General features: G+C 66.4%; 21 protein-coding genes. 6 read left to right on the forward strand and 15 right to left on the reverse strand.

Annotation, left to right across the window (positions count from 1 at the left end; all coding sequences use genetic code 11):
• A complete protein-coding gene (locus NO362_RS03605; protein WP_256546153.1) occupies window positions 1-897 on the forward strand; it encodes a ketopantoate reductase family protein in 897 nt (298 codons plus the stop codon).
• 89 nt (window positions 898-986) lie between these two features.
• Here the strand turns inward: NO362_RS03605 and NO362_RS03610 are convergent, their stop codons facing one another.
• The 3 genes from NO362_RS03610 to NO362_RS03620 form a co-directional block, all read right to left on the reverse strand.
• Complete coding sequence (locus NO362_RS03610; RefSeq protein ID WP_256546154.1) at window positions 987-2,534, reverse strand: sulfatase; 1,548 nt, start codon at window positions 2,532-2,534, stop codon at window positions 987-989.
• 68 nt (window positions 2,535-2,602) lie between these two features.
• On the reverse strand, window positions 2,603-2,968 hold the full coding sequence (locus tag NO362_RS03615; protein WP_256546155.1) for a NifU family protein: 366 nt from the start codon (window positions 2,966-2,968) through the stop codon (window positions 2,603-2,605).
• A 70-nt stretch (window positions 2,969-3,038) separates the two neighbouring features.
• A complete protein-coding gene (locus NO362_RS03620) occupies window positions 3,039-3,356 on the reverse strand; it encodes a DUF5783 family protein (RefSeq protein ID WP_121568797.1) in 318 nt (105 codons plus the stop codon).
• 145 nt (window positions 3,357-3,501) lie between these two features.
• On the opposite strand from NO362_RS03620, the gene NO362_RS03625 reads away from it, so the two are divergent.
• The 3 genes from NO362_RS03625 (at window position 3,502) to NO362_RS03635 (ending at window position 6,548) form a co-directional block, all read left to right on the forward strand.
• Window positions 3,502-4,593, forward strand: a complete 1,092-nt coding sequence (locus NO362_RS03625; protein WP_256546156.1) for a CNNM domain-containing protein — start codon at window positions 3,502-3,504, stop codon at window positions 4,591-4,593.
• A 155-nt stretch (window positions 4,594-4,748) separates the two neighbouring features.
• Complete coding sequence (locus NO362_RS03630) at window positions 4,749-5,630, forward strand: universal stress protein (RefSeq protein WP_256546157.1); 882 nt, start codon at window positions 4,749-4,751, stop codon at window positions 5,628-5,630.
• Between the two features lie 90 nt (window positions 5,631-5,720).
• Window positions 5,721-6,548, forward strand: coding sequence for a DUF7847 domain-containing protein (locus NO362_RS03635; protein WP_256546158.1), 828 nt, complete (start codon window positions 5,721-5,723; stop codon window positions 6,546-6,548).
• A 79-nt stretch (window positions 6,549-6,627) separates the two neighbouring features.
• On the opposite strand, the gene NO362_RS03640 is transcribed toward NO362_RS03635, so the two are convergent.
• From NO362_RS03640 to NO362_RS03655, 4 genes are all read right to left on the reverse strand, one after another.
• A complete protein-coding gene (locus NO362_RS03640) occupies window positions 6,628-7,215 on the reverse strand; it encodes a hypothetical protein (RefSeq protein ID WP_256546159.1) in 588 nt (195 codons plus the stop codon).
• 110 nt (window positions 7,216-7,325) lie between these two features.
• On the reverse strand, window positions 7,326-8,378 hold the full coding sequence (locus NO362_RS03645; RefSeq protein ID WP_256546160.1) for an inorganic phosphate transporter: 1,053 nt from the start codon (window positions 8,376-8,378) through the stop codon (window positions 7,326-7,328).
• 257 nt (window positions 8,379-8,635) lie between these two features.
• Entirely contained in the window at window positions 8,636-9,010 is a 375-nt protein-coding gene (locus tag NO362_RS03650) for an Hsp20/alpha crystallin family protein (protein ID WP_256546161.1), read from the reverse strand.
• A gap of 119 nt (window positions 9,011-9,129) precedes the next feature.
• The gene (locus NO362_RS03655) at window positions 9,130-9,822 is read right to left on the reverse strand and encodes an RNA ligase partner protein (protein WP_121570818.1); all 693 of its coding nucleotides are present in this window, start codon (window positions 9,820-9,822) and stop codon (window positions 9,130-9,132) included.
• A 181-nt stretch (window positions 9,823-10,003) separates the two neighbouring features.
• On the opposite strand from NO362_RS03655, the gene NO362_RS03660 reads away from it, so the two are divergent.
• The gene (locus NO362_RS03660) at window positions 10,004-11,137 is read left to right on the forward strand and encodes an RNA ligase (RefSeq protein WP_256546162.1); all 1,134 of its coding nucleotides are present in this window, start codon (window positions 10,004-10,006) and stop codon (window positions 11,135-11,137) included.
• 129 nt (window positions 11,138-11,266) lie between these two features.
• Here NO362_RS03660 and NO362_RS03665 read toward each other — a convergent pair whose 3' ends face one another.
• From NO362_RS03665 to hemC, 6 genes are all read right to left on the reverse strand, one after another.
• Window positions 11,267-12,016 (reverse strand): acetoacetate decarboxylase family protein, encoded by a 750-nt coding sequence (locus NO362_RS03665; protein WP_256546163.1) that lies wholly within the window; start codon window positions 12,014-12,016, stop codon window positions 11,267-11,269.
• Between the two features lie 208 nt (window positions 12,017-12,224).
• On the reverse strand, window positions 12,225-13,676 hold the full coding sequence (gene recJ / locus NO362_RS03670; protein ID WP_256546164.1) for a RecJ family nuclease: 1,452 nt from the start codon (window positions 13,674-13,676) through the stop codon (window positions 12,225-12,227).
• Window positions 13,677-13,742: 66 nt separating this feature from the next.
• A complete protein-coding gene (locus NO362_RS03675) occupies window positions 13,743-14,903 on the reverse strand; it encodes an MFS transporter (protein WP_256546165.1) in 1,161 nt (386 codons plus the stop codon).
• Window positions 14,904-14,995: 92 nt separating this feature from the next.
• Complete coding sequence (locus NO362_RS03680; protein WP_256546166.1) at window positions 14,996-15,757, reverse strand: uroporphyrinogen-III synthase; 762 nt, start codon at window positions 15,755-15,757, stop codon at window positions 14,996-14,998.
• Window positions 15,754-16,614, reverse strand: coding sequence for a uroporphyrinogen-III C-methyltransferase (gene cobA, locus NO362_RS03685; protein ID WP_439331160.1), 861 nt, complete (start codon window positions 16,612-16,614; stop codon window positions 15,754-15,756). The genes NO362_RS03680 and cobA overlap by 4 nt, the downstream gene beginning before the upstream one ends.
• Before the next feature lie 2 nt (window positions 16,615-16,616).
• Window positions 16,617-17,732: a hydroxymethylbilane synthase gene (gene hemC / locus NO362_RS03690; protein ID WP_256546167.1), complete on the reverse strand. Its 1,116-nt coding sequence runs from the start codon at window positions 17,730-17,732 to the stop codon at window positions 16,617-16,619.
• Between the two features lie 135 nt (window positions 17,733-17,867).
• On the opposite strand from hemC, the gene NO362_RS03695 reads away from it, so the two are divergent.
• Entirely contained in the window at window positions 17,868-18,290 is a 423-nt protein-coding gene (locus NO362_RS03695) for a hypothetical protein (RefSeq protein ID WP_256546168.1), read from the forward strand.
• A 31-nt stretch (window positions 18,291-18,321) separates the two neighbouring features.
• Here the strand turns inward: NO362_RS03695 and NO362_RS03700 are convergent, their stop codons facing one another.
• A complete protein-coding gene (locus NO362_RS03700) occupies window positions 18,322-18,891 on the reverse strand; it encodes a hypothetical protein (RefSeq protein ID WP_256546169.1) in 570 nt (189 codons plus the stop codon).
• Between the two features lie 53 nt (window positions 18,892-18,944).
• On the reverse strand, window positions 18,945-20,285 hold the full coding sequence (hemL, locus tag NO362_RS03705) for a glutamate-1-semialdehyde 2,1-aminomutase (RefSeq protein ID WP_256546170.1): 1,341 nt from the start codon (window positions 20,283-20,285) through the stop codon (window positions 18,945-18,947).
• Window positions 20,286-20,338 lie beyond the last annotated feature (53 nt).

The raw sequence follows: 20,338 nt of genomic DNA on the forward strand, positions 1-20,338 counted from the left end.
ATGAACGTTCTCGTCTTCGGCGCGGGGAGCCTCGGCACGCTGCTCGGCGGCCTGCTCGCGCGCACGCACGACGTGACTCTCGTCGGCCGCGACCCACACATCTCGGCCGTCCGCGAGTCAGGCGTCGAAATCTCGGGGGGCGTCGAGGCGCACACGCACCCGGATGCGACGACGAACGGTGCGGGGCGTGAGGCCGACGTCGCGCTCGTGACGGTCAAAGCGTTCGACACCGAGGACGCCGCCGCGGCGCTCGCGACCGGCGAGTGCGAGGCCGTCTGTTCACTCCAGAACGGCTTGACCGAGGAAACCCTCGCCCGCGGGCTAGCGTGTCCGGTACTCGCCGGGACAGCGACCTACGGGGCCCGACTCGCAGGTCCCGGACACGTCGTCTGCACGGGCGTCGGGCGCGTCGTCGTGGGCAACCGAGACGGCGGGCGCCACCCCTGGGCCGAACGCCTCGGGAAGGCGTTCCGCGACGCCGACGTCCGAACGCTCGTCGCGGCCGATATGCCCCGCCGTCGCTGGGAAAAGCTCGCGGTCAACGCCGGCATCAACGCCGTCACGGCGCTCGCGCGGGTCGAGAACGGCGCGCTCGCGTCGGGCCCGGGCGCGGAGACGGCGCGGCGGGCCGCTCGTGAGACGGCCCGTGTCGCCCGCGCGTCCGGCGTCGACCTCCCGACCGACCGCGCCGAAGCGGCACTGGAGACCGTCATCGACGCGACGGCGGCGAACCGCTCGTCGATGCTGCAGGACGTCGACGCCGGTCGGCGCACCGAGAGCGACGCGATCAACGGCGAAGTGGTTCGCCGGGCGGAAGAGCACGACCTGCGGGTTCCGGTAAACCGAACGCTGACCGATCTCCTCAGAGCCTGGGAAGACGGACACGGCGTGCGCTGAAAAGCTATAGTAGCATTTGCTGATTGCTCATCCGATCGCACGACAGCGGACGATCCGATGCGTGAAGACTTGCAAGTGCTACTATAGTACTACTCCAGATAGCCGAGGTCGCGAAGCCGCTCTTGGGCCTCGTCGTCCATCTCGTCGACGCTGTCGTCGGAGACGTCGTCGTCGAGCGCGTCGGTCCACGCACCGCCGACAGCGGACTCGAACGCGGCGAGCGTCTCGTCTGTCGCCTCGATCGCGGAGTCGGCGGCGTCGGCGAGATTTTCCGTCTCGGCGGGGTCCTCGTCGAGTCGGTAGGCCTCGTCTTCGATGCGGTCAATGCGGACGTACTTCGCGTCTGTCCGGCGTGCGGCGCGCATCCGCGAGTAGAACCGTGAATCGCTCGGGAGCGTGATGCCGGCGTCGGCCGCTTTCTCCTCCAGTTGATTCAATTCCACGACGGGCCGGGAGTACTCGACGAACGCGTAGTCGCCGTCGCCGCGCTGTCCCGGATCGCGGTCGGCGGCGTCGAGGTCCTCGAAGGCGCGATAGGAGTCGGAGACGAGCGAGCGGGTGCGATCGAGCGCGACGGCGTCTTCCGCTGGGGACGCCGGCGTGCCGCCGTCGACGTCGAGGACGTCGAGGACGGTGTGATACAGGTCGACGAGTTCGACCTGGTCCTCTCGGCGATCGGCGTCGAGCGCGGGGTGTTTGATCATCAGGGGGACGCTCACGAGCGGGTCGTACAGACAGAACTCGTGGCCGTAGAGGTCGTGTTCGCCGTGGAGTTCGCCGTGATCCGCGCAGACGACGACCATCGTATCGTCCCACTTGCCTTCCGCTTTCAGCCAGTCGAACAGGCGGCCGAGTTGATCGTCGATGTGCGCGATTTCGGCGTCGTAGAGGCCGCGGATATCCGCCCACTCGTCGTCGCCGATGTCGCGTGCGCCGGAGTTGTACTCCTTGGAGTTCTGACACACTTCCGCGGAGTCGACGCCCGGTGCGAACTCTTCTGCGAACTCCTCGGGCGGATGGTACGGAAGGTGTGCATCCATCAGATTGATGAACGCGAACGACTGGTCGGCGTCCGCGATGAACGACTTGGTTCGGTCGATCACTGCGGGCGTCTTCGAGTCGGCCCCCTCGCTGTCGGCGAAATACTCGTGGGCAGTGTTACCGAGGCTCACTAGCTTGTCCGCGAGCGTTCGAAGCGCCTCGTTGTCGTTCATCGCCTTCCACGCGCGAGCGAGCGGTCCCGAGAGGAACTCGCCGGGCATCACCTCGAAGAAATTGTCCTGATCGTCGAAGCCGTCAGTCAGGTGGGTGTACGGCGTGATCCACGCGTTCGAGGAGTAACAGGCGGTGTCGTAGCCCGCCGACGAGAGCGTCTGTGCCAGCGTGGTCGCGCCCTCCAGATACGGGTTCTCCTGGTCCGCACCGTGCTGTGAGGGATACATCCCGGTAAAGAGAGAGGCGTGAACGGGCAGCGTCCACGGCGCGGGTGCGACGGCCTGCTCGAAGACGGTCGCCTCCTCGGCGAACTCGGCGAGGTTCGGCGTCGTCGGGCGGTCGTACCCGTACGGCGTGAGGCGGTCCTTACGGACCGTATCCATCACCACGAAGAGGACGTTCTCGGGCGATTCGATGCTCATACCCACCCTCGCAGCGAGGGCATCAAAGAGTCACCGGTCCCAGGTCGAACTCGACCCGATGGTCGGGATCAGAACGGGGCCTGGGGACCTTCGTCGCTGTCGGCGTCGTCGCCCTCGCTCGTGCTCTCGCCGGGGAAGGAGGGGGACATTCCGCCGTCGTGGCCGCCGCCGCCCATTCCGGTCTCGGCGTGGACGGTCTCGATCTCGGGGATCTCTTTGACCATCCGGCTCTTGATCGCCTGGATCGTCATCGGAGAGATGCCACAGCCGGAGCAGGCACCACCGAGCATAACGGTGACCTCGCCCGTCTCGCGGTCGAGGTGCTGGATGGCGGCCGAGCCGCCGTGCATCTGAATCTGTGGGAAGTTGCGGCGCAGGAAGTTCGTGACGCGCTCTTTCAGGTCGTCGTCGCCGTTCGCGGCGTCCGTGCTCATACCGATCGCTTCGGTGTGGACGGGCTTAGGCCTTTGGTTCCCTCCAATAGCGGCAGGCAGCGAAGCCGCCTCAATCGTCGAGACCGAAGACGCGACGGTGCTGCTCGCGGAGTTCTTCGACGTACCGATCGAGCACTGTCGAGAGCTTCTCGTCGTCGACGATGACGGCCGTCAGTCGCTCCGTGGGGTTCTCGGGGAGTTCGATCCGGAAGTCGCCGTCCTCGTAGAACGGCTCGGACTCGTTGAGGATCTGCTGGTCGATGGCGTGGATCAGTTCCGAGTCGTACTGGTCGTTCATCGTCTCGAAGGCGTTCTTGTACGCGCGCTGGAGTTCGGAGAAGTAGTTCGCGTACTTGTCCTCGAACTTCTCGGGATCGAAGTCGGTCATACCCGTGATTGGCCGGGTCGGTACAAACCGGTTTTGTCCGGGCGCGGCAGAGTCGGCGTCCCGGCTCAGCAGGGTCGGCGTCTCGGCTCCGCGGCGACAGGCCGAGTCCCCCACGTATTTGTCGCGGGAGCGACGAATCCGCCGTATGAACGGCCTCGAGATCTCCCTCCGACTGCTCGCCGGTCTCGCGCTGATTCTGGTCAACGGGTTCTTCGTCGCCATCGAGTTCGCGCTCACCCGCGTGCGGCAGTACTCCGAAGCCGAGTTCGACAAACCGGGGTTGCGTCGCGCGTGGGAGATGACCGACGACCTGGAGATCTACCTGACGAGCTGTCAGGTCGGTATCACGGCCTCCAGTATCGCCGTCGGGATCGTCGCCGAACCGGCACTAGCGGCACTCTTCGAGCCGTACTTCCAGGCGACGGTCCTGGCGTCGATCGGCGCCGGCGGCGTCTTGGCGTTCCTGATTATCAACCTCTTGCACCTCACGCACGGCGAGCAGACCCCGACGTACCTCGGCGTCGAGCGTTCGAAGTTCGTCGCCCGCTACGGCGCGACGCCGCTGTACTGGTTCGCGAAAATCATCTCTCCGATCATCACGATCGGCGACAGCGTCGCGAAGTGGACGCTCAAACTGTTCGGGGTCGAGATGACCGGGGCCTGGCTCGAAGCCGAGACCGACGCCATCGAGTCGCGGGCGGATCTCCGCCACGAACTCGGCTCGGTCCTCGACCGCGGCGATCTGCCCGAGGAGCGGCGCGAGGAGGTTCTCAACGCCCTCACGGTCGGCGACCGCTCGATCCGCGACGAGATGACCCCCGCCGAGGACGTCGTCTTCCTCTCGACGACCGCGTCGGTCGTAGAGAACCTCGAACGGATCGGTGACAGTCCGCACACCCGGTTCCCGCTCGTCGGCGCGGATCCCGAAGACTTCCGCGGGATCGTTTACGTACCGACCGTCGTCGCGAACGTCGACGACCTTCGGGACGGAACCACGACGTTCGAGGAGATCGCCGCGCCACCGATGACGCTGTCGGCGGATACGCTCATCAGCGAGGCGATCGATCAGTTTCAGGTGGAGCGACAGGAGCTCGCGCTCGTCCTCGACGGCGGTGACGTCGCTGGCCTCCTGACGGCGACGGACGCCTTCGAGGCCGTGATGGGCGACCTCGAAGACCCGCTCGACGTCGAAGCCGACGACGAAGACCACCCCGTCTCGCCTGACGACACCGAGTGAGCGCCGCTGGCGCCGGGCAGTCGTCCACAGACGGAGACGACCACCGGATCACAGGAAACGATCACCGGATCACAGGAAACGATCACCGGATCACAGAAAGTACAACCTAATTACATATCCGACGCTATTTGGGGGCTCGCGTGGATTGCGAAAGTATGTTCGAGGAGGTTCTCTTTCCGACCGACGGCGGCGAGGGCGCAGAGCAGGTACTCGATCACGTGCTCGATTTGGCCGTCGCACACGAGGCGACGTTACACGTCCTCACGGCGGCTGGCCCCGGCGGCGATCGGCTCACTCACGGCGACGAGGTCGCCGAGGCGGTCGAGTCAGAGGCGGAAACGATCGTCGCGGACGCCGCCGCCCGCGCCGCCGACCGGGGCGTCGAGACCGTCACGACGGTCCGGCGTGGCGAGCCCTACGAAGCGATCGTCGAGTACGCCGAGGAGACGGGCGTCGGCCTCGTCGTGATGCCCACGCACGGACGCACGGGAATCGAACGGCTCGTGCTCGGGAGTACGACCGAGCGCGTCGTCAGGCGTTCGAACGCCCCCGTACTCACCGTGCAACCCGACGAGGAGTCCGATCTCGACTACCCCTACGAGCGCATCCTCGTCCCGATCGACGGCAGCGACTGTGCCACGACGGCGCTCTCGTTCGGCGCGAACCTCGCGGCCGCTGACGACGCCACGCTGAACCTCCTCTCCGTCGTCGACATCGCCCACCTCGGTCTCGACGTGCGGGTCGACCTCCAGATCGAACAGTTGGAATCGAACGCACAGCAGTTCGTCGACGACGGCGTCCGCGTCGCAACCGAGGCCGGCGTCGACGAGGCCGACATCACGGGCCACGTCGAGACGGGAACGTCGATCTACCGGACGATCTGCTCGTACGTCGACGAACACGATATCGGCCTCGTCGTGATGGGCACGCACGGCCGCACGGGCCTCGATCGCTACCTGCTCGGCAGCGTGACCGAGAAAATCCTCCGAACGGCGTCCGTCCCGGTGTTGACGGTTCGAGAGCGACAGATCGAGTAGAGAAGGGCGCCCAGCGCGATCACACAGCGACGGGCGACGACGGCGACCACGCCAGACTTTTTGTGCGGGTGCGGAGAACTGTACCCTCGTATGGCCGTCCAGACAGCCCTCCGACAGAGCCCCGGCGCCCTCCTCCGAAATCCGGTGCTCTTCGTACCGATACTCGCGCTGATGATCGTACAGTTCCCGATACTGCTCCTCCAGTCGGTCAATCCGCTGCTCGCGAGCGTCGCCTCCGCGGCGCTGTCGCTCGTGTTCGTCGCCGCGATGCCGTTCGTACAGGGCGGACTGTTCGCGATGGCTGACGAGGCTCTCGGCGGCCGAACGGCGCTCGACACGTTCGTCGCTGCCGGCAAGCAATACTACGTCGCGGTCCTGATCGCGTATCTCGTCCTCGTCGCGGTCAACTTCGTGTTCGGGATGTTCGGATTCGCCGCGAGCATCGCCGGCGGCGTGCTGTTCCTCGGGAGCGGCGGCTTCCAGAGCGCAAATCTCGCCGCGCTCGCCGTGATCGGCGTAGTGGTCGCCGTGGCGTTGCTGGCGTACCTGCTGATCGTCTTCTTCGTCCAGTTCTACGGGCAGGCGATCGTCCTCGAAGACAGAGACGCCGTCGACGGCCTCAAGCGAAGCGTCGGGGTCGTCCGCGGGAACCTCCTGAGCACGTTCGGATACACGGTGCTTGCAGGCGTGGTCGGTGGCCTCCTCGGGAGCGTCTTCGCCGTCAGCTCGTTCGTCCTCACGCCGAGCACGACGTCGAGTCCGGCGATGGGACCGGGGATGGCAGCGGCCGCGCCGCAGACGTCAGCATCGATCGCTGGCCTCGCCGGCGTCACCGCGTTGATCGTCGTCCTCGGAACGCTGTTCGGCGGATTCTTCACCGTGTTCTCGGTGTCGTTCTACCGCGAGATCACCGGGTGACTGTGACGTAGCCGCGTCGAAAACGATCGAACGGCAGACAGCCTCCAAGGGAGGCAAGAGCGTAGAGACGCCGTCTGGGTCACTGTGAGCCCGCTCGCTCGTCGAGTTCCGACTCGACGTGTTCTCGCACCCGTTCGTCGACCTCCTGTTGCACCTGTTCGCCGACCTCTTCCTCGACGCGTTCTTGGACCCGTTCGTCGACCTCCTCCTCGACGTGTTCACTGACCTGCTCACTCACCTGCGCTTCGACGTGTTCCTGCACGTGTTCGCCGACCTGTTCGTCGACTTCCGCTTGGACCTGCTGGCCGACCTGCTCTTGCACCTCGGCTTCGACGCGGTCGCCGACTCGTTCGTCGACCTGTTCTTCGACCTCGGCTTCGACGTGGCCTTCCACCTGCTCGTCCACCTGCTCTTGCACCTCGGCTTCGACCTGGGTCTCGGCCTCCCGCGAGACGGCCTCTTCCAGTACGCGTTCGTAGATGGACATCTTCTCCCAGATCCGCAGGAGATACCCCACGACGAGGCCACCCTCGAAGGCCGCGACCCGCGGGTCGACGCGGAACACGAGATACGCGAAGCCGACGACGAAGAGCGCCCCGTAGAGCAGTTCGATGTGGAACTGCGTCTCGCGTCCGCGAAAGCCCCCGCTCAGCGTACTGAGTAACATCGTACGCGTGTTGGAGGCTGAGATGCAAAAGGCTGACTCGCAGAAATCGCGAGACTGCGTCGGCGAGCGTCGAAGGATGGCGATCTCGACGTCACGTGAACGACACGATATCACGTGAGAAGATGAAGGCGTTCCGCGGCCTCGAACGCAGCGAACGCAATGACGCCTGCGACCGTCGGTGTCGCGATCCACGTCGTCACGATCCGCTTCGTCGTGCTCGGGTCGAACAGATCGAGCTGGTCGATCGCCCAGGTCGCCTGCTCGTCGTTCGTGAGACCGTCCGGACGGACGACAGCCTGGAGCGGCACTCGACGGCTCGCACGCCCCCACCCGAGACCGATGACGCAGGCAGTCAAGACGACAGCTAGGCTCGCGGGAATGCCCGCCCAGCTCAGACCGGTGAGAATCGAGGCAGCGATCGTCTCGGCGATCAACGACGCCTCCAAGGAGAGATCGGTGATGTCCTCGCCGACGGTCTCCATCGTCCGCGGGCCAAGCGCGAACGCACCGACGCCGATTGCGAGACCACCGATCGCGACACCGGGGAGCATACTCAGTTCCCCGGATCCAACGAGCGGTGCGACGGCGTTTGCGACGTTCGACGCACCGGCGGAAAACGCCATATAGCAGCCGATACCGATCACCGCCAGTTCCGCGAGTCGGCTGTCCCGAGACGCCAAATCGAGCGTGTCGACGACCGCGTCGTAGAGGTAGCGGCCGACGAACGCGCAAAGCCAGAACGCCAAGATCGTCGAGAGAAGCCACCAGATCACGACGACGCCGACCGTGCGCCAGTTGAGCGCACCGAGCGCTGCACCCATCCCGACGACGGCAGCGACGGCGGTCTGGCTCGTGCTAGTCGAGACTCTGAGGACGTTGCCGAGCAGGATCCCGACCCCGATGAACAGGAGCACACCGATCGACGCGGTGAGCGTGAAGTACTCGGGGGCGACGAAGCCGCTGCCGAGCGTCTGCACGACGTTGGTTCCGATCGTGAAGCCGCCGACGAGGACGAACACGGCCATCAAACCGGACGCCTGCCGCATCGAGAGAACGCCGCTGCCCGTCGCCGGCCCGAAGGCGACGCCCGTCGAGGAGCCGCCAATGTTGACGCCGACGAAGGCGGCGACAGCGACGCCGACGAGGAACAACGTCGAAACCATCAGTAGGCAGTGAACAGATTCGACGCAAAGAGCCCTTCCGTTCGTTTCGGATGCTGACAGAACGCGAAGACAGCGCCGGGGTGGACTCTCCCGGATCGAGTGAAAGTCGGATCGGTCGACACAGAAACAATCACGGTCGCAGCATCCGCGCCGAGTCGACCGTCGACGAACGGTCGGTCACGCGGTTTGTGAACCCCGTCGGAACCGACCGTCACGGGCGGAAAGCCGGCGGGTCGGTCGCGGCGCTACCGGCCGTCTCACCCCTCGATGGGGATGGTCTTGCCGTGCGTGGTTCCCTCGGCTTCGAGCGGGAGGGTCACTTCGAGGATGCCGTTGTTGTAGGTGGCGTCGATCGCGTCGTCGTCGACGTCCTTCGGGAAGCGGAAGCGTCGATGGTAGGTCCGCTTCCGACCGCGGTCTTCCTCTACGTGATCAGCGGCGATGTTCAACACGCCGTCGTCCCACGCGAGGGTGATCTCCTCGCGATCGAACCCCGGCATCTCGACGGTGAGGACGAACTCCTCGTCCTCCTCGTACAGTTCGTAGTCTGTACTCCCGGCGTCACCGAAGATTCGGGACGGGAAGTCGAGCCCTTGCATCCAGGAACTCGTGGGATCAGTCGGCAGTGCCATTGCTGATCACCTCGATTCCACTTTATACTTGTTCGCGGTTCGTAATAAATTTAATTTGACACTTGATAGTTTGTGGTACGATAACGACTCTGTGCTGGTCGCGTGGAGTCGCGGTCGGCCTACTCGGGTGCGTAGCCCTCGGCACCCGTCGCCCGAAGGTACTCCTCCAGTAAGGTGGGGAACTGCCCGCCGCGGACGTAACGGAGGCCGAACTCGTCCGCCCACGAGATGATGCCCCGGTCTTCGGTGACGACGCCGGCGTCGAGTTCCCGCGCGAGCACGAGGAGGTCGAAGTCCTCCCGGGAGTCGAGGACGCCCTGCCGGAGCGCTTTCCGGTACTTGTCCCGCATATTTGAGAGAATTCGGTCGGCCTCGGTCATATAGTCGGCCGCGCCGTCGTCGATGTCGCCCTGCGCGAGGTTGGCCGGGTCGAGTTGTTCGACCTCGCGAAGCGCCTTCTCGGAGACGCGGAGGCCTCGATCCACCCGGTCGCTCATCTCGTCGATGAAGTCGTAGACGATGTTCGCCGGGATGGTGACGCCGTAGCGGTCGGGGCTCTTGCGGACGACCCACGTGTCGAGCCGCGAGAACACCTCGTCGTCGACGTCGCGGTCGCGGAGCATCGTCGCGAGTTCGTCGTGAATGGAGGGCGGCATATGACAGGAGATGTTGAGTTCCAATCGGGCCGTCGCGACGAGGTCGAGCAGTCTGAGCACGGCGTCGGTCAGCGACTCGTCGTCCCGGCGGATCTCCTCGGTGATGAAGAGCGACGTGTCGAGGACGAACTGCTGGCGCGGAAGGTCACCGGGCATACCTCGCTGTTCGTGAGTGAACCCTAAAGAGGTCATCCCCTATAGTAGCGTTTGCACTGATTGCTCATCAGATCGCACGCAGTCGTGCGATCGAGTGAGTAAAGACTTGCAAACGCTATTATAGAGCCGACCGGACGCGCCACGGGCCGACTCTTTTCACCGAATCTCCCGGAGTATCCGTATGGACGAACGCGCGTGCTTCGAGCGGCTGGACTCGACCGCGTCGGATCCCGCTGGACTGTTCGAACACTTCGAGCAGCGCACGGTCGGCGGCGAGACAGTCTACGTACTTCCCGACTCCCGTCACGGCGTCGAGCGCGGGACCGTGATTCTCGGCGACGACGCCATCGTACGTGGCTATCCGAGCATCCCGCGCGTGCTCGCACTCGACGCCGGCGTCACCTCGTTCTTCGAGACCGGCGAGACCGTCGTCGCCGAGGAGAAACTCGACGGATTCAACGTCCGCGTCGCAGCCGTCGGGGGCTCGGACGAGCCGCTCGCGTTCACGCGCGGCGGGTACGTCTGCCCCTACACGACTGCGAAAGCGCGAGAACTGCTCGATCTGGGACCGTTCTTCGAGAATCACCCAAAAAAGATGCTGTGCGCCGAACTGATCGGCCCCGAGACACCGTACTCCACGCACGACTACGACGGCGTCGACTCGTACGCGATTCGCGTGTTCGACGTTCGCGACCGCGAATCGGGCGACCCGTTCTCGGTCTCGGAGCGACGTGATCTCTGCGAACGGTACGACTTCCCGCAGCCCCGGCTGTTCGGCCGATACGAGCCAACGGAAGTCCCCGAGCAGATTCACGCCGTCATCGACGACCTCGACGACGCCGAACGAGAAGGCGTCGTGATGAAGACGGCCGACAGCGAGTCGATGGTGAAATACACCACCGAGAGCCAGCACCACGACGAACTCGCGTACGCGTTCTCGCTGCCGTTCGATCTCGGTCGAGATTTCGTCTTCTCTCGGATCACCCGCGAGGCGTTTCAGGCCGCCGAGTTCGACGAGAGCGAAGAACGGCTCCGGGACCGAGCCCACGACCTCGGCGAGTCGATCCTCCTTCCGGCCGTCGAGACCATCCGGGATGTCGACGCGGGTGAGACCGTCGGTGAACGACATCGTGTGCGCGGGGACGCCGACGAGCTCGACGCACTGCTGGAGCACCTGCGCGATCAGTCGCTGACGGTCGAGGTAGAAGCGGATTACCGGGAGAACGGCCACCGCGTCGTCGAGTTCTGCAAAGTTGCCGAATCCACGATCGACCGCGTCCAGTACTATCTGGATGGCGGTACCTACGACGAGTGAACGCGGGAAGCTGATTTGGTATATCGTTATAGAGTTTATCGAAAGTCACGCACGTCTAACGAACGGGCGAGGAGGACACCTAGAACGCCCGAGAACCGCGGTCCGCGCCGATCTCGTTGGAGTCGTTTCTCAACGGCTCTCTATCGGCTCTCCGGTTTCGATGACGAACTCCGCGTCCGCCGCAAAGCGAAGAAGCGCGCGATCACCGAGATCGAGCGATTTCAGCTGTCGCCCTCGGGGGTGATCGCCCATCGAGTACGTGACCCGGCTGTAGGGCCAGAATCCGACGTCGCCGTCGAGCGTCAACGCTTCCCGCAGCACACGTCCGTCTTTGATTGTATAGCTTACCGACGACCGCGTTTGTTCGAACGTCGGCGGTCGAGGGATCGTTATATCGATAACGCGTTGATCGTTCACCGTGACGGTCGTTCGGCGTTCCGAACCCCGGTCGACGTGGGTGATGTCTCCGACTTCCTTCGGGTAGCCCCAGACGTCGACACCGAGTGCTTTCGCGGGTTCGGTAGTCACGGGAAGGTACCAGACGTACCCGCTCACGCCGTGAGTGAGAATCGACGCGTAGGGAGGTGGACCCGAGCCAGCAGTAGCGGGTACGAGAACGCCGAACTCGTTGTACGGTTCGATCTCACCGCGACGCCCGATGCGGTGGTACTCGACGCACAGGAACGTCACGCCGGCTCGGCCCGGCGTCAGTCGAATCGGAGTCAGCCCGTCCGGAAGCAATGCACGAGCAGCGAGGGGATCAGCCGACAGGACGACGCCGGTCATCCTTGCCTCCGTGACGAGCGGCAACTCGACTCGGTGGCCCGTAGAGAGTGTGACAGTCTCGTTTTTCGTGTCGCGAGAGAGAGCCTCAACCATACTTGAGACGACGTCGACCAGCGCCAAGTGCATTATTGTGAACGACTCGTCCACCACCGACCGGAAACGGCACAGAGTAAACTTGATAACGCTATACAAAATGTGTTGGTCCGGCCGCGGTGAATCGGCAGATCGGCGATGAGTCGAAAGAAGACGGCAGCGACACGTGGACACGAGAGAAAACCGGAATCGAGAGACCGACGACGGCTCAGGAGAGTTGCTCGCCGACGATGCGGTCGGCCTCGGCGACGAACTCCGTCTGTGTTCCAGTCGGGATCGTCGCGCCCGCGGCGACGTCGTGACCGCCGCCGTCGCCGCCGACCGCTCGTGAGGCCTCGCGCATCACGCGAGAGAGATCCAGCCCTTTGCGGACGAGTCCGTGCGACCCGCGCGCACTGACTTTCACTTCCTCGTCGGACTTCTCCGCGAACGCGAGAATCGGGATGTCGCCGCGGACGCCGGAGGCTCCGACGGCCATCCCGGCGACGATACCGACGATCGTCTCGCGGATGCGCGTGCCGGCGTCGAACCATTGGACGTTGTCTTCGACAGTCGTCCCCTCGTTTTTGACCCACTGCAGCCCTTCCGAGAGGTTGCGGCGGTGATTCCGGAGGAGTTTGCGTGCACGGGCGAGCGCATCTTCTCGGTCGCCCAGACACACCGCGAGGCCGACGTCGGCGCGCTCGTACCGTGCGGTCGCGTTCAGGAGCGTCGAGAACTCGCTGACGTCGCGGAGTTCTGTTCCGGGCGACTCGTCGGTGAGCGTGTAGGTCGTCCCGACGAGGTCGTCGATGCGATCTGCGGGGACGCCCGAGGCCATCGCGCGTTTCAGGAGGCCGCTCACGACGGTCTGTCGCTCGTCCATCGTCAGATCGACCCAGCGACGCCACTCGCCGTCGTGTTTCAGATCGAGATCGAGTCCCGAGAGGAACTCGATCGCCCCGTTCTCGTCGTTCGTGATGCCCGGAATACGGACGTCGCTCGCGTATTCGAGGAACTTCGGAAGCGGGCGCGTCTGGCGGCCGTAGACGAGGAGGTCCGTCGCCTCCTCGAGCACGTCGGCGGCGACGCCCTCCTCGACGATGCCCTGATTCGCGCCCGAGAGCCCACCGTCGGTGCCCTGCATATCGCCGACCGCGCCGACGACCGCGAGGCCGGCGAGGTCGCGGTTGTCTCCCTCCGGCGGTTCGAGTGCGCGCGCGAGCGTGTAGCTGGCTCCGGCCCCGGAGAGTTCCGACGCGCCGTCGAGCCCGAAAAGAAGTGGGTTGAGATGGAACGCCGGTTCGTCGATCCCCTCCGGAACGTCGGCCGGCTGGTGATGGTCGGCGACGACGGGGGTGAACGCGCCGTCAGCCGCGTAGGGCGCGACGACGTCCAACTGACCACTCCCGAAGTCTGTGAACAGAACTGTGTCGTAGTCGGTGGCGGCGATGCGAGCGACCTCCCGCTCGTCGAGTTGCTTCGCGAACACGGTCTCGAAGGGAATCTCGGCACGTTCGAGCGCCGTCGCGGCGATGGCCGCGCTCGTCAGCCCGTCGGCGTCGATGTGCGACGCGAGCAGCACACGGTCGGCACTCTGTAGTCGCTCCGCGCAGGCGACCGCCCGCTCCCGCAGTTCGGGAACCGGTCCCTCGGCGCTCGGCGTCGTGTCCGCGCTCATATCCGGGCGTGGGGCGCTCTCGGATTTAAATCTGCGCTCCAGTCCGCCGCGGTGGCTCGCCGCGGCTTACGTTTGGCGAGTGACGAGCAGCAGCAGGAGCGTGGCCGCGCCGGCGGTGAGTGCCAGGAGCGCCCAGGCGGCGTCGTAGCCGCCGGTCTCGACGAGGAAGCCGAAAATCGGCGGCGTCACCACACCGCCGACGTTGATCGCGGTCTGCCCGCCGGCGGTCGCCGCGCCCACTTCGTCGCCGTCGACGAGGTCGGTGAGACACGAGTAGAAGACGCCCGTCGAGCCGTGGATCGAGAGTCCGAGGCCCGCGAAGAGGACGAGCACGGGGACGAGCGATCCCGGATCGAACGCGAGCGTTCCGAACAGTGCGGTTCCGAGCCCGAGTTGGCCGAGCGCGACGAGCGCGGCACCGCGTGCGCCGCCAAGCCGGTCGGCGAGGCTACCCGCGCCGACGCGGGCGACGCTCCCCGTGATCTGCGTGAGTGCGAGCGCGATTCCGCCGATGGCGGCGCTGGCACCGACGGCGTCCTGCACGTAGAGGACGATGTACCCGAGCATCGTGAAGATAGATGCCCCGAGAAACAGACCGGCCGCGACGAGGACGGCGTACGCGCGCTGCTCGAACAGCCCCGTCACGTCCGGGACCGAGAGCTCGCCAGTGCCCTCCTGCCCGCGGTAGCGCGCAGCGAACAGGGCAGCGTAGCCCACAGCCAGGAGCGCGATCACCCAGAAGCCGACCTGCCACGCGAGGACGGCGGCGACGCCCGTGACGAGGAGTGAGGCCGCCGCGCTGCCGGTCGTGACGCCGACCTGCTTGAGCCCCATCGCGAGGTTCGTCTGCCCCGTCGGTGCGTGCGCGACGATACCGCGGTTCGAGGCTGGCATCGCCGTCGAGTACGCCGCGCCGAGGACGCCGCCCGCCGCGAGGACGGTCGCGTACGTCGGCGCGAAGGATACGCCGACTGCGGCAGCAGCGAGCGCGAGCAGACCGGCGATCATCACCGGGCGTTCGCCGTAGCCGTCGACGGCGGCCCCGCTCGGAAAGAGCGTCACGGTGTAGCCGACGAGCGCGGCCGTCAGAAAGAGGCCGACGAGCGACTCAGAAAGCGTGAACGCCTCGCGGACGAACCCCGTCGCGGCGAAAATGCTGTAGTAGCAGAGACTCGCGGCCGTCTGCCACCCTGCGACGAGACCGACCGATCGCCAGTCACGCGACACGCTCGCGTCGTCGGAGTGCGGCGGACTTCACGCTGTCGAGTCGGCGGCGGTGATCGGGGAGGCGAGTGGTGTCAGCTCGGCGACGTGCTAACTCACTCGTGGTACGTCGGCGCGGCGGTCTCGACGACCTCGGTGGCCAGTTCCTCGAACGTCGCGTTCTCGGGGACGACGTCGACGCGGACACCGTACCCCTCGGCTGTCTCCCGCGTCGGGTCACCGATGACGCCGACGACGGCGCGATTCAGGCCGGCGACGGCCTCCTCTCGGACGCCGCGTTCGTCGGCCGCGTCAAGGAAGTTCGCGACGGTCAGCGACGAGGTAAAACAGACGGCGTCGAGTTCGCCGCCCGCAGCCATCACGGTCGACTGGCCGGAGCCCTCGGGGCGGACGAGTCGGTACAGAACCGTCTCGTGCACGTCCGCGCCCGCGTCGCGAAGCCCGTCGAGTAAGACGTCGCTGCCGTGATCGCTGCGCGCGACCTCGACGCGGCGGCCGTCGACCTCGTCTGCGAGCGTCTCGACGAGGCCCGACGAGGTGTACTCCTCGGGGACGACGTCGACGGTCCAGCCGGCGTCGCGAGCGGCGGCAGCAGTTCGCGGGCCGATGCAAACGAGAGTCGCCTCGCCCGGACTCCACCCTGCATCCGCGAGAAGTTCGACGCCCGTCTTGCTCGTCAGGACGACGATATCCGGATCGGGGACGTCGTCGGCCCCATCAGGCACCGCGCCCGTTGGTTCGACCGCGAGCATCGGATCGGGAACCGGAGCCGCGCCGAGGGAGTCGAGCAGTTCGACGGCCTCGGCCATCCGTTCGTCGTCGGGGCGGAACACGGCGACTCTGACGTCGCGGGTCATTCGTCGGCCACCTCGACGGCGTCGCCCGTGCGGTTCCGCAGGACCTCGACGACGCGCTCACGCGTCGACGCGACCGCGCCGATCACGGTGATCGCGGGCGGTTCGATCCCCTCCTCGTCGCGGACGTCGACGATCGTATCGAGCGTCCCGGTCGCGACGCGCATCTCCGGACGCGTCGCGCGCTCGACGAGCGCCACGGGCGTGTCGGGGTCCATCCCGGCGTCGCGAAGCGCGGCGGTGTAATCCGGCAGTTTCCCGACGCCCATCAGGACGACGATGGTGCCGCCCGTGGCCGCGAGCGCCTCCCAGTTCACCGCCGACTCCTCTTTCGTCGGGTCCTCGTGGCCCGTGACGAACGAGACCGACGAGGCGTGATCGCGGTGCGTGACGGGGATGCCGGCCGTTCCGGGGCCGGCGATCGCCGACGTGATACCGGGAACGATCTCGAACGGAATTTCCTCGCTGGCGAGGTGTTCCATCTCCTCACCGCCGCGCCCGAAGACGAACGGGTCGCCGCCCTTCAGTCGGACGACGGTCTTTCCTTCGCGGGCGAGTTCGACGAGTCGGCGGTTGGTGTACTCCTGGGGCGTCCACTCGCCACCGGCGCGCTTGCCGACGTCCTCGCGTTTCTCCTCGGGGATCGACTCGATGATCTCCGGGCCGGGAAGCTTGTCGTGGAGGACGACGTCGGCTTCTTCGAGGAGTCGCTTCGCTTTCACCGTCAGCAGTTCCGGGTCGCCGGGGCCGCTACCGACGAGGTAGACCATCCCGACGTCGGTGTCGGCATCCGATTCGGCTGCCGCAGCGCCGCCCGTCGCATCGCCGTCGACCGCGTCGGCTGTCGTCTCGTCTTCCATCGTCACTCCTCCGCGGCTTCGCGCGCCTCGGCAATCAGGTCGTCGGCACCCCGCTCGGCGAGTGCGTCGGCGAACTCAGCCGCCGCGTTGGCGTGGTCGTCGACCGGCAGGTCACGGCTCGCCTGCACTTCCTCCTCGCCGTCGCCGGAGAGGATGCGAGCGGTCGTGTGGACGTGCTTCCCCTGCAGTTTGGCGTGGACGCCGATCGGGGCGATACAGCCGCCACCGAGTTCGGCAAGCACCGTCCGCTCGACGGTCGTCTCGACGCGCGTCCGCGGGTGGTCGAGCGTCGAGCGGATCTTCTCGGTCGCGTCGCTGTCGCGCCGGGCCGTGATCGCGATCGCGCCTTGGCCGGGGGCGGGGACGAACGAGGCCGGATCGAGGCGCGCGTACTCGACGTGGTGTAGCAGGCCCGCGCGCCGCAGGCCGGCCTCCGCGAGGACGATGGCGTCGTACTCGACGTCGAGTTCGCGTTCGAGCGCGCGGCGTTCGATCTCCGCGAGGCCGTCGAACCACTCTTCGATGGACTCGTCGAACTCCGATTCGTACTCTTCGCCCTCCGCAGACGCCTCTGCAGCGTTGCCCTTCTCGTCGCGGTCGGCGTCGACGCGCCGTTCGTGTTCGGCCTGTAGCTCGGGCGCGAGGAGCTTCTCGATCCGCGTGTCGACGTTGCCGCGGAGCGGTTCGACCTCGAGGTCCGGACGCGTCGCGAGAATCTGCGCCTTCCGGCGGAGCGACGACGTCCCGACGACGGCCCCGACGGGCAGGTCTTCCAGTGCGGTCCCGTCGGTCGTGAGGAGCAGATCCGCGGCCGACGCGCGCTCGGGGACGCCGGCGACGACGAGGTCCGGCGGGCGCTCGGTCGGCATATCCTTCATCGAGTGGACCGCGGCGTCGACCTCGCCGTCGAGGACCTTCTCGTCGAGGGCGCGGACGAACGCGCCGGTCTTCCCGAGTCGGTGGATGAGTTCGTCTCTGATCTGGTCGCCGCGCGTCTCGACTTCGACGAGTTCCACGTCCAGTTTCCGGTCCGAGAGCGAGTCTCGGACGCTGGCTGCCTGCCGGAGCGCCAGATCCGAGCCCCGCGTCGCAAGTCGGAGTGTCCCGCGAGTAGTCATTGCCGAAACTTCGGCGGCCACAGGTGAAAAGGCCACCACTTCCGTTGCGAAGGTGTCACTGGCAGGGTGAGCTGTCGGGACCGCCGCGAACGACGGACCGAAACCGACTCACTGCGGCGCTACCGATAGATCCCCGTGTCCCTCGCTACCCGGATCGCCGACGAATTCGGCGAACTCCTCCACGTCGCAGTGCTGTGGTTCCTGCTCAACTCGGCGTTCACGCCGGTGAGCGTCGTCACGTCGGCGCTGCCGCTGTCGCCGCCTGCGCAGGATCTGTACGCGCCGATTCTCTCGGTCGCTGGCGTCGCTGTCGTCCGATACTACGACCCCTCCTGGGAACTGTTCCGCGGCTTCGTCGTCGGCGTCGCGACGATGGTGACGTTCCTCGTGCTATATGTCTTCTCGGGGCACGGGCGTGTCGTCGCTACGGGCGGGTCGTGGCGCGCGTTCGGACTCACGCTCGCGTACTGGCTCGTCGCGCTCGCTGTCGGGGTCGCGCTCGCGCATCCGCGAACGTGGCGATGGTTCCGGGCGTATATCGGGGTCGAGTCGGGATGAGAGACGGCACGCTGGAGACCGAAGGGTGGTCTCAGGGCGTGCCGACCGCGACGTGCCGCTTGTAGAGGTAGTACAGCGCCAGCACGACGCTCAGCGTGAACGCGCTCAGGACGACCGTCGCGAGTGCCGCCAGGCCCCAGACGAGCGGGTCGGGCGTCCACGACGCGTCCGATTCGGCGACCGCTCGCGCGTCGACGTAGGTCGCGACCGGGAACAGGATGGTGAGGACGAGGCCGAGAAGGCCCAAAACGGGGAGAACGATGAACGCCCCGAAGACCGTCGCGATTCCGCCGGTGAGAAAGATGTCGAAGAGGAACGCGCCGACGAACAGGACGGCGAGGACGCCGCCGAGGACGACGTACAGCGGGATCGCGGCGATCCAGTACCACCACCGCGAGTCGACGCTCGCGCGCGGGAGGAGGTCGCCGATCGGGTCGTCGAAGTCCTGCGCTTGCTCGCCGATGGGCGAGGTCACGTCGCGTTCTCGCGACTGCTCGTCAGTCGGCGGCGTCGGCTCGTCGGTCGGCGGCGTCGGCTCGTCGGTCGGCGGCGTCGGAGTGTCGTCCTCAGAGGGAGACTCGTCGTGTGGAGGGCTCGACATACCCCTCCGTACGCCGGTATCCTACAAAAAGTCCGGGACCGTGACGAAACGACCTACAGCGCCTCTTTGTACGCTTCGAGCGTCTCCTCGACGTCCTCGTCGGTGTGGGCGTAGGAGACGAACTGCGACTCGAACTGATTGGCGGTGAGGAAGATACCCTGCTCTTTCATCTCCTGCCAGAAGATCCGCTCCCAGCGCTCGGTCTCGGCGTCGGCGACGTCGGCGCCCGTCTTCGGACAGTGGTCGTACCGCGCGCACGACTCGCGCTGTCGGCAGCCGGCGTCACAGACGTCGGCGTCGGCCGAGGCGGGGCCGTCGCGCGTGAAGACCGTCTTGAACATCGAGTCGGTGCCGACGACCGTGTATGCGGGCGCCTGATCGGCGGCGATCTCGGCGATGCCTTTCCGCAGGCGCTCGCCGAGGCGGTTCACGTGTTCGTAGACGTCGTTCTCGGCAGCGTAGGTGAGGTACTCGTAGCCGGCAGCCATCGTCACGGGGTGACCCGAGAAGGTGCCGGACTGGAAGACGTCGCCGGCGGGCGTGAAGTGCTCGATGATCTCCGAGCGGCCGCCGATCGCGCCGACGGGGAACCCGCCGCCGACGATCTTGCCGAACGTCGTCACGTCCGGCGTGACGCCGAATTTTCCCTGCGCGCACTGGAGGCCGCCGACGCGGAAGCCCGTGATGACCTCGTCGAAGATCAAAAGGGAGTCGTGGGCGGCGGTCAGTTCGCGGAGGCGTTCGAGGTAGCCGTCCACGGGCAGGACGATACCGGTATTGGCAAGAATCGGTTCGGTCAGAACTGCGGCGATTTCCTCGCCGTGCGCTTCGAAGACGCGCTCGATCGCCTCCTCGTCGTTGAACGGCACCGGAATCGTGTGCTCCGCGAACGACGAGGGGATGCCGGGCGTGCTCGGTTCGGCGTGTTCGGGGCCGCCCTCGACGAGCGTCGACTCCTGGGCGCCGTGGTAGCCGCCCTGCATCACGACGATCTTGTCGCGGCCGGTGTAGCCGCGCGCGAGGCGGACGGCCGAGACGGTCGCTTCGGTCCCGGAGTTGACGAAGCGGATCATCTCGACGGAGGGGACGTGCCGGGCGACGAACTCCGCGAGGTCGACTTCGATCTCCGTCGGCGCGCCGTACATCGGGCCGTCAGCGGCGTGCGACTGGACGGCGGCGCGAACTGGCTCGGGCATATCGTGGCCGTACAGCAGCGGGCCGTAGCCCATCACGTAGTCGATGTAGCGGTTGCCGTCGGCGTCGACGACGTGTGCGCCGTCGCCGCGCTCGATGAAGAACGGGTACGGTCGGGTCGCCCGAACCGAGGAGTTGACGCCGCCGGGGAGCACCGACAGCGCGCGGTCGTACAGCGCCCGCGACTCGTCGTGGTTCATACGCCTCGATTCGACCGGCGCGTCCAAAATCCTTGTCGCTTCGCGCAGTCGTC

The sequence above is a fragment of the Halobellus inordinatus genome (genome assembly GCF_024498335.1).
GTDB classification, from domain to species: domain Archaea; phylum Halobacteriota; class Halobacteria; order Halobacteriales; family Haloferacaceae; genus Haloquadratum; species Haloquadratum inordinatus.